This is a genomic window from Herbaspirillum autotrophicum (assembly GCF_001189915.1).
GTDB lineage: Bacteria > Pseudomonadota > Gammaproteobacteria > Burkholderiales > Burkholderiaceae_D > Herbaspirillum > Herbaspirillum autotrophicum.
On record NZ_LFLS01000005.1, the window covers coordinates 17,845 to 32,505 of the forward strand.

18 protein-coding genes are annotated in these 14,661 nt (G+C 57.0%); 7 read left to right on the forward strand and 11 right to left on the reverse strand.

All coding sequences use genetic code 11. The annotated features are described in order from the left end of the window. The 6 genes from AKL27_RS05310 to AKL27_RS05335 form a co-directional block, all read right to left on the reverse strand. Positions 1 to 897 (reverse strand): phosphoribosylaminoimidazolesuccinocarboxamide synthase, encoded by an 897-nt coding sequence (locus tag AKL27_RS05310; protein WP_050461756.1) that lies wholly within the window; start codon positions 895 to 897, stop codon positions 1 to 3. A 176-nt stretch (positions 898 to 1,073) separates the two neighbouring features. Further along, entirely contained in the window at positions 1,074 to 2,138 is a 1,065-nt protein-coding gene (gene fba, locus AKL27_RS05315) for a class II fructose-bisphosphate aldolase (protein WP_050461757.1), read from the reverse strand. Between the two features lie 27 nt (positions 2,139 to 2,165). After that, entirely contained in the window at positions 2,166 to 3,599 is a 1,434-nt protein-coding gene (pyk, locus tag AKL27_RS05320) for a pyruvate kinase (RefSeq protein ID WP_050461758.1), read from the reverse strand. A gap of 101 nt (positions 3,600 to 3,700) precedes the next feature. Continuing rightward, complete coding sequence (locus AKL27_RS05325; protein WP_050461759.1) at positions 3,701 to 4,891, reverse strand: phosphoglycerate kinase; 1,191 nt, start codon at positions 4,889 to 4,891, stop codon at positions 3,701 to 3,703. Positions 4,892 to 5,011: 120 nt separating this feature from the next. Continuing rightward, positions 5,012 to 5,335 (reverse strand): AzlD domain-containing protein, encoded by a 324-nt coding sequence (locus AKL27_RS05330; protein ID WP_050461760.1) that lies wholly within the window; start codon positions 5,333 to 5,335, stop codon positions 5,012 to 5,014. Next, positions 5,332 to 6,093 carry an AzlC family ABC transporter permease gene (locus AKL27_RS05335; RefSeq protein WP_050461761.1) on the reverse strand — a complete coding sequence of 254 codons (762 nt, stop codon included), beginning with the start codon at positions 6,091 to 6,093 and terminating at the stop codon, positions 5,332 to 5,334. Before AKL27_RS05335 ends, AKL27_RS05330 begins: the two co-directional genes overlap by 4 nt. A 211-nt stretch (positions 6,094 to 6,304) precedes the next feature. On the opposite strand from AKL27_RS05335, the gene AKL27_RS05340 reads away from it, so the two are divergent. Genes AKL27_RS05340 through AKL27_RS05360 form a run of 5 tightly spaced genes read left to right on the forward strand, consistent with a single transcriptional unit; the run spans position 6,305 to position 9,546 of the window. After that, complete coding sequence (locus tag AKL27_RS05340; protein ID WP_050461762.1) at positions 6,305 to 7,225, forward strand: branched-chain amino acid transaminase; 921 nt, start codon at positions 6,305 to 6,307, stop codon at positions 7,223 to 7,225. Positions 7,226 to 7,250: 25 nt separating this feature from the next. Beyond that, positions 7,251 to 7,451, forward strand: a complete 201-nt coding sequence (locus tag AKL27_RS05345; protein WP_050461763.1) for a zinc-finger domain-containing protein — start codon at positions 7,251 to 7,253, stop codon at positions 7,449 to 7,451. A gap of 58 nt (positions 7,452 to 7,509) precedes the next feature. After that, the gene (locus tag AKL27_RS05350) at positions 7,510 to 7,941 is read left to right on the forward strand and encodes a YybH family protein (protein WP_050461764.1); all 432 of its coding nucleotides are present in this window, start codon (positions 7,510 to 7,512) and stop codon (positions 7,939 to 7,941) included. A 50-nt stretch (positions 7,942 to 7,991) separates the two neighbouring features. Continuing rightward, complete coding sequence (locus AKL27_RS05355; protein WP_050461765.1) at positions 7,992 to 8,954, forward strand: YheT family hydrolase; 963 nt, start codon at positions 7,992 to 7,994, stop codon at positions 8,952 to 8,954. Continuing rightward, on the forward strand, positions 8,947 to 9,546 hold the full coding sequence (locus AKL27_RS05360; protein ID WP_050461766.1) for a DUF2946 family protein: 600 nt from the start codon (positions 8,947 to 8,949) through the stop codon (positions 9,544 to 9,546). The genes AKL27_RS05355 and AKL27_RS05360 overlap by 8 nt, the downstream gene beginning before the upstream one ends. Positions 9,547 to 9,595: 49 nt before the next feature. On the opposite strand, the gene AKL27_RS05365 is transcribed toward AKL27_RS05360, so the two are convergent. Beyond that, positions 9,596 to 11,146, reverse strand: coding sequence for a beta-barrel assembly-enhancing protease (locus AKL27_RS05365; protein WP_050461767.1), 1,551 nt, complete (start codon positions 11,144 to 11,146; stop codon positions 9,596 to 9,598). A 73-nt stretch (positions 11,147 to 11,219) separates the two neighbouring features. Here AKL27_RS05365 and moaC point away from each other — a divergent pair, with 73 nt between their 5' ends. Next, the gene (gene moaC, locus AKL27_RS05370) at positions 11,220 to 11,741 is read left to right on the forward strand and encodes a cyclic pyranopterin monophosphate synthase MoaC (protein ID WP_050461768.1); all 522 of its coding nucleotides are present in this window, start codon (positions 11,220 to 11,222) and stop codon (positions 11,739 to 11,741) included. A 163-nt stretch (positions 11,742 to 11,904) separates the two neighbouring features. Here the strand turns inward: moaC and AKL27_RS05375 are convergent, their stop codons facing one another. Both AKL27_RS05375 and AKL27_RS28610 read right to left on the reverse strand, forming a co-directional pair. Continuing rightward, entirely contained in the window at positions 11,905 to 12,354 is a 450-nt protein-coding gene (locus AKL27_RS05375; protein WP_050461769.1) for a pilin, read from the reverse strand. A 129-nt stretch (positions 12,355 to 12,483) separates the two neighbouring features. Further along, positions 12,484 to 12,945, reverse strand: coding sequence for a pilin (locus AKL27_RS28610; protein WP_269749189.1), 462 nt, complete (start codon positions 12,943 to 12,945; stop codon positions 12,484 to 12,486). Between the two features lie 28 nt (positions 12,946 to 12,973). Here AKL27_RS28610 and AKL27_RS27570 point away from each other — a divergent pair, with 28 nt between their 5' ends. Then, the gene (locus AKL27_RS27570) at positions 12,974 to 13,279 is read left to right on the forward strand and encodes a hypothetical protein (RefSeq protein ID WP_157056803.1); all 306 of its coding nucleotides are present in this window, start codon (positions 12,974 to 12,976) and stop codon (positions 13,277 to 13,279) included. Positions 13,280 to 13,361: 82 nt separating this feature from the next. Here the strand turns inward: AKL27_RS27570 and AKL27_RS05385 are convergent, their stop codons facing one another. Together AKL27_RS05385 and AKL27_RS05390 are read right to left on the reverse strand one after the other, a co-directional pair. Further along, entirely contained in the window at positions 13,362 to 13,802 is a 441-nt protein-coding gene (locus tag AKL27_RS05385) for a pilin (RefSeq protein ID WP_050461770.1), read from the reverse strand. 48 nt (positions 13,803 to 13,850) lie between these two features. Next, on the reverse strand, positions 13,851 to 14,588 hold the full coding sequence (locus tag AKL27_RS05390; protein ID WP_050461771.1) for a TerC family protein: 738 nt from the start codon (positions 14,586 to 14,588) through the stop codon (positions 13,851 to 13,853). Positions 14,589 to 14,661: the final 73 nt, after the last annotated feature.

Sequence of the window (14,661 nt, forward strand, 5' to 3'; positions counted from 1 at the left end):
TCAGTCCTTCAGCGTATTGCCGGTCAAGCGCTCCAGCGCTTCGCGATACTTGGCGCCGGTCTTGGCGATCACGTCTTCCGGCAACGGTGGCGCCGGCGGCGTCTTGTTCCAGCCCGGCACGGTTTCCAGATAGTCGCGTACGAATTGCTTGTCGAACGATGGCGGCGACATGCCGACCTGATAGCTGTCAGCCGGCCAGAAGCGGGACGAGTCGGCAGTCAGCACTTCATCCATCAGATGCAGCACGCCATTGTCATCGAGACCGAATTCAAACTTGGTGTCGGCAATGATGATGCCGCGTGTTGCTGCGTAGTCGGCAGCGGTCTGGTACAGCTTGATGCTGATCTCGCGCATCTTGCCGGCCAGTTCGGCGCCGATGCGTTGCTCCATTTCGGCAAAGCTGATGTTTTCATCATGCTCGCCCAGTTCCGCCTTGGCGGCCGGCGTGAAGATCGGTTCTGCCAGCTTGGCTGCCTGTTGCAGACCAGCCGGCAAGGTGATGCCGCAAATGGCACCGCTGTTCTGATAATCTTTCCAGCCCGAACCGATGATGTAACCGCGCACCACGGCTTCGACCAGAATCGGCTTGAGGCGCTTGGCCACTACCGCACGTCCGCGCACCTGCTCGACTTCATTGGCCGCGACGACGGTTTCCGGTGCAATGCCGGTCAAATGATTGGGAACGATATCGCCCAGTTTGTCGAACCAGAAGTCTGACATCTGATTCAGCACTTTTCCCTTGCCCGGAATCGGTTCATTCATGATGACGTCGAACGCCGACAAACGGTCAGTCGTCACGATCAGCAATTTGTCGTCGCCGACAGCATAGTTGTCGCGCACTTTACCGTTGCCCAACAGCGGCAGCGAGGTAATGGAAGTTTTATACAGACTGGTCATTTTGGTTCCGCTTCATTCGATAGGCGGCGATGCCGGTAATCCTTACAGTCACCGGTGACACCGGTAAAGCACTGTCGTTGCCGCCAGTGCCGCCGGATCGTTTTATCAATCGCCTTTAAGTCAAAAACCGGGACTGCGCATGCGAAGTCCCGGTCGCTTGGTGCGCTCGCTGCTGATTACTGCACGATTTGCGAGAGTTCACCCTTTTTGTATTTCTCTGCCATTTTTTCCAGCGGGATGGACTTGATCTTGCCAGCCTGGCCTTCGCAACCGAACGACAGATAACGCGCCTTGCACACCAGCTTGGCCGCTTCGCGGGCCGGCTTGAGGTAATCACGCGGGTCAAACTTGGATGGATTTTCAAACAGGTAACGACGAATCGCGCCGGTCATGGCCAGACGGATATCGGTATCGATATTGATCTTGCGCACGCCGTGCTTGATGCCTTCCTGGATTTCTTCAACCGGCACGCCGTAGGTTTCCTTCATGTCGCCGCCGAACTGGCGAATTTCTGCCAGCAGTTCTTGTGGCACCGACGACGAACCGTGCATCACCAGATGTGTGTTCGGGATACGGGCGTGAATTTCCTTGATGCGGTCGATGGCCAGAATGTCGCCGGTCGGCTTGCGCGAGAATTTGTACGCGCCGTGCGAAGTACCGATGGCAATCGCCAGTGCATCGCATTGGGTCAGCTTGACGAAATCGGCAGCCTGCGCGACATCGGTCAGCAATTGTTCACGGGTCATCTTGCCGTCGGCGCCGTGACCGTCTTCCTTGTCGCCCATCATGGTTTCGAGCGAACCGAGCACACCCAGTTCGGCTTCGACGGTAACGCCGATGGAATGCGAAAACTCCACCACCTTGCGCGACACTTCGACGTTGTATTCATAGCTGGCAACCGATTTGCCGTCTTCCATCAGCGAACCGTCCATCATCACCGAAGTGAAACCGGACTTGATCGCTGCCATGCAGACTGCCGGCGACTGACCGTGATCCTGATGCATGACGACCGGAATGTGCGGATACGCTTCGACCGCCGCTTCGATCAGGTGACGCAGAAACGCTTCACCGGCAAACTTGCGGGCACCGGCGGAGGCTTGCATGATGACTGGCGCGCCGACTTCATCGGCTGCCTGCATGATGGCAGTGACCTGCTCCAGATTGTTGACGTTGAACGCAGGCAGACCGTAACCGTTTTCAGCAGCATGGTCCAGCAGTTGACGCATCGATACGAGAGGCATGATAAAACTCCAGAAACAATAAAAAAATCAGTATTCGCCGACCCTGAGGATCTTCAGCGCATTGGTGCCGCCGACCTGTCCGATCGGCTCACCCCAGGTGACCACGATCAGGTCGCCCTTTTGTACGACGCCCTGCGCCAGCAATAAATCCTGCACTGCCTTCAGCACCACTTCGGTGTCAGTCGATTGCGCCAGTTCAAACGTACGGACGTTACGGAACAGCGCCGCTTTCTGGCGGGTCGCGATATTCGGCGTAATGGCAAAAATCGGAATGTCGATATTGTGCCGGCTCATCCACAATGCGGTGGAACCGGATTCGGTCAGGGCGGCAATCGCTTTCACGCGCAAATGATGGGCGGTAAACAAGGCGCCATAGGCAATCGACTGATCGACCCGGGTAAATTGCAGATTCAGAAAATCGGCATCCAGCTTGCAATCCTCGGAACGCTCGGCAGCCAGGCAAATCGCCGACATCGCTTCCACGGTTTCCACCGGATATTTGCCGGAAGCCGTTTCAGCCGACGTCATCACCGCATCGGTGCCATCCAGCACGGCATTGGCGACGTCCGATACTTCGGCCCGCGTTGGCACGGCATTGACGATCATCGACTCCATCATCTGGGTCGCGGTGATGGTCAGTTTATTGGAGGCACGCGCCATCTTGATCATGCGTTTTTGCAAACCCGGCACGGCGGCATTGCCGACTTCGACCGCCAGATCGCCGCGCGCCACCATGATGCCATCGGACGCATCGAGAATTTCCTGCAACAGCGGAATCGCTTCAGCGCGCTCGATCTTGGCGATCATCAGCGGCTTGTGACCATACGGCTCGCCGGCAACGTTACCGAGCTGACGCGCCATTTCCATGTCGGTCGCATTCTTGGGAAACGACACCGCCACGTAATCAGCCTGAAAGCTCATCGCGGTCTTGATGTCATCCATATCCTTGGCTGTCAGCGCCGGTGCCGACAAACCGCCGCCCTGACGATTGATACCCTTGTTATTCGACAACTCGCCGCCGATGCGCACGGTGGTATGAATTTCATTACCGATCACGCGATCCACCACCAGCACGATCAGTCCGTCGTTGAGCAACAACACGTCCTCATTGCGCAGATCTCGCGGCAAGGCCTTGTAATCGAGGCCGACACGCTCCTGATTGCCCAGCGTACAGTCGGAATCAAGAATGAATTTGTCGCCGGTGGCGAGCATGATCTTGCCCTGCTCGAACTTGCCGACGCGAATCTTCGGCCCCTGCAAGTCCGCCATGATCGCCACGGTACGACCGCAGGCATCCGCCACTTCACGCACCAGCGTGGCGCGATCGATATGATCCTGCGCCTTGCCATGCGAAAAATTCAGCCGCACGACATCGACGCCGGCCACGATCATGCGCGTCAGGGTTTCCCGGTCGCTGGACGCGGGGCCGATGGTGGCAACAATCTTGGTGGCTCTTTGCATGAAAAACTTTCTCTGAACTGGGCTGCCGTGAATCAAAAACCGATGCGTAATACAGACCTTACCGCTTTTACAGACCTTACTGCTGATACAGACCTTACTGCTTATTGCGCCCGCTGAAGCAGAATTTCCACTGCCGGCAAGGTCTTGCCTTCCAGGAATTCAAGGAACGCACCGCCACCGGTCGAAATATAGCCCACCTTGTCGGCAATGTTGTATTTCGCGATAGCTGCCAGCGTATCGCCGCCGCCGGCAATCGAAAAGCCCGGAGAATCGGCAATCGCCTGCGCCAGCGCCTTGGTACCGGCACCAAACTGATCGAACTCAAATACGCCGACCGGGCCGTTCCACACGATGGTACCGGACTTGGCGATCTGGGCTGCCAGAATTGCCGCGGTCTTGGGGCCGATATCGAAAATCATGTCGTCATCTTCCACCGCGGTGGCATCCTTGATGGTCGCCACTGCGGTCGGTGAAAATTCCTTGCCGCAGACCACGTCCACCGGAATCGGCACCGAGGCGCCGCGCTTGGCCATCATGTCGATGATGGCACGCGCTTCTTCCAGCAAATCCGGTTCTGCCAGCGACTTGCCGATCTTCAGGCCGGATGCCAGCATGAAGGTATTGGCAATGCCGCCGCCCACGATAAGATTGTCGACCTTGTCGGCCAATGCTTTCAGGATAGTCAATTTGCTCGACACTTTCGAGCCGGCGACGATGGCCACCAGCGGCCGTGCCGGCTGGTTCAGGGCCTTGCCCAGCGCATCCAGCTCGGCAGCCAGCAGCGGTCCGGCGCAAGCGACCGGGGCAAAGCGAGCCACGCCATAGGTGGTCGCCTCTGCACGGTGCGCAGTACCAAAGGCATCATTGACGTAGATATCGCACAGGGCGGCAATCTTGCGCGCCAGTTCGTCGCTGTTCTTTTTCTCGCCCTTGTTCAGGCGGCAATTTTCCAGCAGTACTACCTGACCGGGAGCAACCTCAACGCCATCAGTCCAGTTGGCAATCAGTTTGACACCGGTCTTGAGCAATTCGGACAGACGCTGCGCCACGGGCGCCAGCGAGTCTTCCGGCTTGAATTCACCTTCCACCGGGCGTCCCAGATGCGACGTCACCATCACTGCAGCCCCGGCGTCCAGGGCCTGGCGAATTGCCGGGATAGAAGCGCGGATACGGGTATCTTCGGTGATATTGCCCGCATCATCCTGCGGCACGTTCAGATCCGCACGAATAAATACGCGCTTGCCTTGCAGCTGATTGGCAGCGATCAAATCGCTCAGTCGGTTGAATTTCATTTTATGCAAAATTGAAGGTGGGGCAAAAAGGCGTTATTTTACTCTACCCGGCCCCGGCCCCAAACCGTTTTCGGGACGATTGCCGGATGCCGGGTGCTAATTTCCTCAGGCCAACGCCTGTCAGAACGCCAGACGCAAGACCGTAAACAAGGCCATGCCGGCAATGATCGTCCCCAACAGGTGGCGGGTTGCCAGAAAAACCATGGCGCCACCGATGCCGGCCAGCAACTTCGGATTATTCCAGCTGATATCGACGACACTGCCGGTCAATACCAGATCGGGCATGACGATGGCGGCCATCGCTGCCGCCGGGGCATATCCCAGTGCATGCTGCAATTTGGGTGGCAATTTGACGGCATGTCCGAACAAAAAGAATCCGGAACGGGTAATCAACGTCGATATTGTCAACAACACAACCGACGCCCAGACGTCAAACTCACTCATGCCTTTTCCTTCTCAAGGAATTTGTCGGCGATCATCGCCGCCATCATGCCGATCACGACTGCCAGCAACAAGCCGAGCCGGTAAGGCAATCCCGCTGCCGCCACCGCTACCGTGCCCGCCACGATCACGCCTGCCAGGGCCGCCAGATTGATGGTCATCGGAATCATGATGGCAATCAGCGCCAGGGTGCCGGCGAAACCGATATTCCAGCTTTCGGGAATCTGGCTGGCCAGCAAAATGCCGACCACCGCGCCGATTTGCCAGGCAAACCAGCCCGGATAGCAAATCGCCGAAAAGAAACCGATCTTGCCTGCCGGATAGGGAATCGTATGTGCCGGAAACCGGTGCGGGAAAAATCCCATTGAAATATCGCCATTGAAATAGCCGTACCAGACCCGCCGATACCACGGCAAGTGGGCAAAATGCGGTGCGACTGCGGCGGAAAAAATGACAAATCGCAAATTGACGATCATGGCCGTCAGAAAAATCACGATCAGTGGTGTGTGGGCAGCCAATAACGGCAGGATGGCAAACTGCGCCGAACCGGCATAGACCAGCAAGGTCATGCCCAGGGATTGCCAGATGGTCATGCCGGACTTGACCATGGCCATGCCCGAGACAATGCCCCACGCCAGCACGGCGGGAATGGTCGAAGCGCTCGCGCGCCAGCCTTCCTGAAACGCCTCTTTCTCGATTTGACGCGCCTGCACTGCAGCCGGATCGCTCAAAGCCGATCCGTCGCTTGTCTCCCTCTTCATTGCCCTATCCGCTTTTTTTGTTACCGCATGGCATTCTGGCTTAATAACGCAATTCTACAGATGAAACTTTTTGCGTGCAGAACCGGCGCTGAAGCATCCTTCGCTGCACGCCCGGACAAACTATCCGCGACGACCATTGCGGCATGAGTTCAGACTTGCCTGAATCCGTTAAAATGGAGACTTTGCACATACTTCATCGGAGAATTTGATCATGTCCATGGCTGACCGCGACGGAAAAATCTGGAAAGACGGCGCACTGATTGACTGGCGCGACGCCAACATTCACGTACTGACCCATTCGCTGCACTACGGCATGGCGGTATTTGAAGGTGTACGCGCCTACAAGACGGACCAGGGCACGGCCATTTTCCGTTTGCAGGAACACACTCAGCGCCTGTTCAATTCAGCCAAAATTTTCCAGATGAAGGTGCCGTTTGATGCGGCCACACTGAGCGCCGCACAATGTGAAGTCGTGCGCGAAAACAAACTTGAGTCCTGCTATATCCGTCCGCTGATCTGGATCGGTTCCGAAAAACTCGGCGTTTCCGCCAAAGGCAACACCATTCACGTTGCCATCGCGGCATGGCCATGGGGCGCCTACCTCGGCGAAGACGGCATCACCAAGGGCATCCGCGTCAAGACGTCGTCCTTCAGCCGCCATCACGTCAATGTTTCACTGGTGCGCGCCAAGGCATCGGGCAATTACATCAATTCGATCCTGGCCAATCAGGAAGCACTGACTGACGGCTACGACGAAGCGCTGCTGCTCGACACCGACGGCTACGTTTCCGAGGGTTCCGGCGAAAACGTCTTCATCGTCAAGAACGGCAAGCTGTACACCCCCGATCTGGCCTCCTGCCTTGATGGCATCACGCGCGATTCCGTGCTGACCATGGCGCGCGATCTCGGCATCAGCGTGATCGAGAAGCGCATCACGCGCGACGAAATGTACTGCTGCGACGAGGCATTCTTTACCGGTACCGCCGCCGAAATCACCCCCATCCGCGAACTCGACAACCGCCAGATTGGCGATGGCAAACGCGGACCGATCACCGAAAAACTGCAAACCCTGTTCTTCGACGTGGTTGCAGGCAAGGCACCTCAGTATCAGCACTGGCTGACACTGGTTTAACAATCATCATCACAGAGAAAACAATATGAGCCAGGTTCAAACCACCCAAACGGCAGTCGAACTCGATGGCAAGGACTTGCCAGCCCATTGCCCCAATCCGAACATGCCGAACTGGTCGTCCCATCCGCGTGTTTTTCTGGAACTTGATGCGCACGGCAGTGCCAAATGTCCATATTGCGGCACCCGCTATCAGCTGAAACCCGGCGCCGTCGTCAAGGCGCACTGATCGCAGTCCGCCCGTCATGCAGGAGAGCGCTCCTGCATGCGTCCTTATCGGAGAGTTCATGCCTCGCGCCAAACTGATACATGGTTCGCCTGACGAAATCGAAGCTGCCTATTACGATGCCCTCGGGCGCGCCGATCTCGAAGCGCTGATGGCATTATGGGCCGACGATGAAGAAATCATCTGCATCCATCCGGGTGCACGAAGGCTGGTCGGGCATGCTGCCATCCGCACCGCATGGGAAGACATCCTGTCGCGCGGCGGCCTGCACATCACGCCGCGCCAGCTCCATGCGACGCACAACATGACCACCGCCATTCACAACGTGATCGAAGAAATCCGGCACACCGGCAATGAACAGCCGGAAATGCACGTTGTTGCGACCAACATCTATCTGAAAACTGCACGCGGCTGGCGCATCGTCTTGCACCATGCTTCGGTCGCTCCCGGGCAGGCGCCGCTGGAACCGGCAACCGGTGCCATGCTGCATTGAAAACCTGAAATCAACGATTGCCCACCATCCCCGATCACACTCAGAGTCATATGCAATACACCGCACCACGCTGGCTGCCTGGCGGGAATCTGCAAACAATTTATCCTCCCACCTGCATCACCAAGCCGGCAGTTGCTTATCGCCGTGAACGCTGGGATACCCCGGATGGCGACTTCATCGATATCGATTTCGTCGACGGCCAACCGGGCCAGCCGCTCGTGGTCTTGTTCCATGGGCTCGAAGGCTCGTCCGACAGTCACTACTGCCGCTCCCTGATGGCCGAAGTCACGGCCCGTGGCTGGTCGGGTGCGGTTCCGCATTTTCGTGGCTGCTCCGGCGAAATCAATCTGGCACCGCGTTTTTATCATTCCGGCGATGCGCTTGAACTGGACTGGATCTTGCGGCGTTTGCAGGAGCATCGGCAGCGCATCGGGGCCGGTAAATTCTATGCCACCGGCGTATCGCTCGGCGCCAATGCCTTGCTGCGCTGGCTCGGCGAATCCCAGCATCAGGCCGAGTTCATTGATGCCGCTTGCGCCGTATCGGCGCCGCTCGATCTGGCCGGCGGCGGCAAAGCGCTGGCACACGGTTTCAATCGCATCTACTCACATGTATTTCTGCGCACCATGCGCGCCAAGTCGCTGCTGAAGCTGAATCAGTTTCCGGGCCTGTTCAGTCGCGAAGCACTGATACGCGCCAACGATCTGTACACCTTCGACAATATCGTCACGGCACCGCTGCATGGCTATCGCAACACTGAGGACTACTGGGATCGCGCCAGCGCCAAACATATCTTGAACGACATTACCGTACCGACGCTGATTCTGAATGCGCGCAACGATCCGTTCCTGCCGCCGCAATATCTGCCCCACAGCGCAGCGCCTTCGGTAACGCTGGAATATCCGGCAGAAGGCGGCCACGTCGGTTTCCCCAGTGGCAACCCGCCGGGACGGCTGGACTGGTTGCCGCGACGATTGATGCACTTTCTGGAAGGCAGCCACCACCATGGATGAAGTCGTTCGCCAGGCCATGCAAAAATGGCCCAATGTGCCGCACTGTTATGGCTGGCTGGCACTGGACGCCCGCGGCAACTGGCGCATGCGCGACGAGCGCGCCCAGACGCTCGGCATGCCCGGCGACAAGATCGCGCATACGGCACTGCTCAGCTTCATCAATCGCAACTATGCCTGCGATGAACTGCAACGATGGTATTTTCAAAATGGTCCGCAGCGGGTGTATGTCGATATCGAACTGACGCCCTGCATCGCCCGCACCGATCCGACACACGGTTTTCTGCTGCATACCGGCGTGCCGTTACCAGCACTCAGCGCGGTTTATCTGACCGATAACGGACGTTTGCTGCTGGTTGCCGACACACTGGTGGCCGCGGTCGATGACCGCGACATGGCCGGCTGCCTTGCCGCTTTGCATATCAATGGCAGCAATGCCGGCGATGAACAGTTGCTGGCGTGGATGGCCGATCCGGTCGCGGCCGGCACGGCACTGACATGGCGCCATGCGGGACAGGAAATCCCGGTGCAACATCTGCGCGACGACGAGATTACCCGTCAATTCCAGTTTGTGACCCAGCCGCGCGCGGCATGACATCCGCACTCGATTCAGGCGCCGGCGCCGGCAAACGTAAACGCGATGTCTAACCGCGCTCCTTGGTTTCCTTGAGCGCATCTTTCCAGCGCTCTTTCAATTCGCGCTCGCGCGCATCGATCATGGCCTGATCATAAAATGTCGCATCCGGTGCCTGACGCGCAAGCCCCAATTGTTCAATCGCGGCCGGCAAACTGCCGGTCAGTACGTAGGATTCCGCCAGCGCCATATGCTGCAACGCCTGCTTGCCCAAGCCGGAGTATGTCTTTGCCAGCAAGTCCTGAATTTCAGATTCCTGCTTATACATTTGCGCCTGATCGCGCAGGTAAGCGCTGGCCTCAACGTAGCGCCCGCCCTCAATCAAGGCTTCCGCATATTGCCGCGCAATTACCCGTGACAACGGATATTGCTTGCGCATGGCATCTGCTTCCTTGAGTGCCGCTGCGCCCTGTTTGCGGCCAATCTTGATATCGATGTCGAGATTGGCAAACAACACGCTCGGCACCATCGGCTGCGCCGCTGCCCGCGCTTCCTGCAACAACGCTTCGGCGCGCTCGAAGGCCCCTTGACGGTAAGCTACATAGGCCAAACCATACTTGGCGGCCATGATCTGCAACTTGGTATCCTGCCGCAACTGCGTATCGAAGAACGTTTTGGCTTCGCGCAATCCTTGCGCCGAGTCGTCTTGCAATACCCGCATGCGCGCGCGGATCAATTGAAAATCAGGATTGTCGGCACGCTGCCGGTAACGCTGGTCGCGAATCCGCGCTTCAATGTCAGCGATACGCTCGGTGGTGAGCGGGTGCGTCAGCAAATACGGCGGCAATGACATACCGTAATTGCGCGACGCCGCCTGCAAACGGCCGAAAAACGCCACCATGCCGGAGGTATCAAATCCGCCGTCACGCAGAATCTGCAAACCGACGCGATCCGCTTCGCGTTCAGCATCGCGGCTGAAGTTGAGCTGGCGCTGGATTGCCACGCCGGTGCCGCCCATGATCGCCGCCATCGCACCATCGCCGCCGATCTTGGATACGCCGGCCAGTGCGCCCAGTACAATCGACGCCAACTGAATCATCGAATTCTGCTTTTGCTGTCCCAGCATGCGGGCGATGTGGCGTTGCGCGACGTGACCGATTTCATGCGCCAGCACCGACGCAAATTCAGACTCGCTCTGTGCCGCCAGTACCAGACCGGAATGCACGCCGATGAATCCGCCCGGCAGCGCAAACGCATTCAATACCGGATCACGCACGGCGAAGAAGAAAAAATCGTAGCCGGCCTCGCCCCGCACATCGGGACGCACGGAAACCAGACCATTGCCGAAATTGTTCAGATACTCAATCACCGGGCCGTCGCTGATGTAATCGCGATCGCGGCGAATATCACGCATGATCTCTTCACCCAGCTTGCGCTCCATCAACGGCGACAGACTTTCGCGCTCGGTATCACCGAGCGTCGGCAAGCCCTGCGCCTGCACCGGCGCCAGTGCCGGCGGCAGTAGCGACAAACTGATCGCCAACGCCAGCAGCGACCGCCGCATCAGGCGCGCCAGCGGTCCGGTACCGGCTTTTCGGTGGAATGAAGCGGGTTGCTGCATGGGATGGAATTCTCGGAGAGCTTGCAATGCCTGCTATGATACCCGCAGTACATGATCGTTCCCACATCCAGCCATGACCAGCCCCAAACCAAGCACACCCGTTTCCGACAATACGCTGACGCATTTTGACCAGAGCGGTCAGGCCCACATGGTGAATGTCGGCAGCAAAGACGACACGCATCGCGTTGCCCTTGCCAGCGGCACCATCCGCATGCAACCGCAGACGCTGGAAATCATCCGCAACGGCAATGCCAAAAAAGGCGACGTCCTCGGCATCGCGCGCATCGCCGCCATCATGGCCACCAAGCGCACCAGTGATCTGATCCCACTGTGCCATCCGCTGGCACTGACCCACGTCGCAGTGGACTTCGACATTGATGCTGCCAATGCCAGCATCACCTGTACCGCACGCGTTGAAACCCAAGGCAAGACCGGCGTCGAAATGGAAGCGCTGACCGCTGTCCAGATCGGTTTGCTGACGATCTATGACATGTCCAAGGCAGTCGATCACGGCATGGTCATGAGCAATATCCGTGTGCTCGAAAAATCCGGCGGCAAATCGGGTAGCTGGAACGCCGATATCCAAAACCAGTGATCACTGCGAAGCCCCAGAAGCGGTTGTTTGCCGTAGCGGCTGGCGCCCTTAAGCGTTGCCGCTGACACCGCTTGCCCTGTGCAGATAAACCGTCAAATCAGCCTCGGCCTCCATGAAATTGCCTCGGGTCAGCGTCCGGTTCTTGCTTCCGACAGCTACCGTATCAGCTGTGGCAGATGGACGGCGCATATCGCGCCGGAATACTTGCTCGCAAACAATCCCAGGAAATCGCCCCGTTTTGAATGTTTGGCACCAAGAGCAGAGTTGCGCCATCTGCCCCATAGATGCCCACCGTCCCTGCAACATAAACAATGCGTATAAATGGAATGCCAACCACGCCCTGCTCAAAAGAAATATTCCGGATTGCACCACTTTCGGCATCGCCAAAGGCGTAATTGATTTGCCCGGCCCGAAGACTCCTTCCATGCACTGAAAAAGCCTCGGCAAATGCCAGCTTTGCCGGACCCGCCAGACTCAGTCCTTCCATCAGTCTGGTACGTATGGTGTAATCCCGATACTGCGGAATCGCAAATGCCGCCAGCAAGCCGATGATGGCCAGCACCACCATCAACTCAATCAAAGTAAAACCTGCCTGCACGGCTTTCTTCACCATTGTCATTGCTATCATTTTGTCCCCCTCCATCCGAAACACGAAAACACTGAAAAATGCGCGGCCTTTCCCCCAGAAAATGCACCGCGCAGCAGTGCATTTTCATTGCGAAGCAACACGGGCTCCGATCTGTCAGCGGCAGTTCGGCGGCAGATATTTGGTTAAAAGCGTAGTGGAACTGCAAGTCCATACAATCGCGCCGCCCGTGACATCTGGCGTCATTTTGATGGTTGGAGGTGTCTGGGCACTTCCCAGATTGAGCTGGTAGGTGATAAGAATATGCGCTGCCGCTCCACTCGCTGCGGCATCAACTACCTGGATGTTTTTGACAGAACCAATCGCCGTGGCGCCAAATGAGTAGCCCGTTTGCGCCGAGGTAAAGGCCATGCCATGCGATGCAATGGCTTCGGACACGGCCAGCTTGGCGGGCGCGGCCAGATTCAAGCCCTCAGCTATTTTTGCCCGCACCGTGTAATCCTGATACTGCGGAATCGCAAATGCAGCGAGCAAACCGATGATCGCCAGCACCACCATCAGTTCGATCAAAGTAAAACCTGCCTGCAGCGTTCTCTTCATCATTTTCACTTCCGTCATATCGCACCTCCAGGTAGAGTCAATAGGCTTGGCACTCGTCATCAAGTTTCTTCACGACAAGCCCAACAATTGCACATTTGATAATAATGCAATTGGTAAAAATATTGCCTTAAAAACATTATTTCGGGTGAGATTTGAAACGAGATATTTTTGTTGTCGTACAGGAGAATTAACTTTGCGTGCGGTTCTTGCGCCGACGTTGCTTTTTCGTTATCAACGATATCGGCAAGCAAACATCGGTCAGCGCAGAGGCATTCACTGTGCCGGGATTGACGGCAACGTCACGTCAAGTGGTGTGAAAGAAGGACGCTGCGCCGGGCATGCGCGGCGCTGAAACAGATCAGTTGCACCCATAAAAAAAGCACTGCGACGCAGTGCTTTTCACATCAAAAAAAACAGACCTCAGAACGACATGATCAATGGCAACCGTCAGGCGCGTACTTCACCGGCAGGTTGACGAGAGTACAAGTCCAGTTGATGGTGCCGTTATCGTTCGCGGGAACCAGCTTGATCTCCGGATTGGCAACACCGCCGGTACCGGCAGCATAGGCAATCCGGATATAGGACGACTCGGTTGCGGTTTTTTCGACAATGCTGATGCCGGTAACTGCACCCACCGGAGTCGTGCCGAATGCATAGCCCGTTTGGGCAACGGTGAAGCCAGCGCCGTTCGCCGCCAGTGCCGTGGCAACCGCCTGCTTTGCCGGCGTGGCCAGCGCCAGGCCATCTTCTACCTTGCTGCGCACGGCATGATCCCGATATTGTGAAATCGCAAAGCCTGCCAGCAATCCGACAATCGCCAGGACGACCATCAGTTCGATCAAGGTAAAACCTTTCAATACCGTCTTCTTTGTCATTTTCGTTCCTGTCATGTTGCACCCCTGTGTTGTTGTCCGGCAGCTTGCCTAACTTTGTGCTTCATTCTTGTTTTTCAATTGTTTTCTCGCCATCAGCGTACCGATGACCACCACACCGACCGCGCCGATCAGACCCGGTATGCTCAGATGCAACTGCATGCCCGGCACCGCAAAGTCATGTTGCGGCACATGTTGCTGAATCCATGGCAGAACGGCGCTGTCGGAAAAAATCATTCCGCCTGCCAGATACCCCAGCAAAGCCGCACCCAGCGTAATGATCAGCGGGAAGCTTTGCATCAGCCTGAGCACCAGCGTACTGCCCCAGACGATGATCGGAATGCTGACGAAAATACCGAATACCACCAGCAACAACTGATGTTCGCCAGCCTGCTCGGCAGCACTGGCGATGGCAATCACATTGTCTATGCTCATCACCAGATCAGCGATGATGATGGTCTTTATTGCCGTGAATAATTTGTCACTGCCGCTGACTTCGCCGTGATCATCATTATCGGTCAGCAACTTGGTGCCGATCCAGAACAGCAAGACACCACCAATCAGTTTGATATAGGGCATCTCCAGCAACGTCACCGCAAATGCAATGAGGACGATACGGATGCCGATGGCCCCGAACGTGCCCCACAGAATGCCCTTCATGCGCATTTTTGCCGGCAGATTGCGGCAAGCCAGCGCGATCACGATGGCATTGTCGCCGCCCAGCAAAATGTCGATGAGGATAATCTGGCCTACTGCAAGCCAGTTCAACTCCGACAAAAACGTCACCATACCCGCTCCAGATCTTCAGTTCCGTACATTACTTACAAAATGATATGGGGAGCCTGAGCTCCCCATAGCAAGT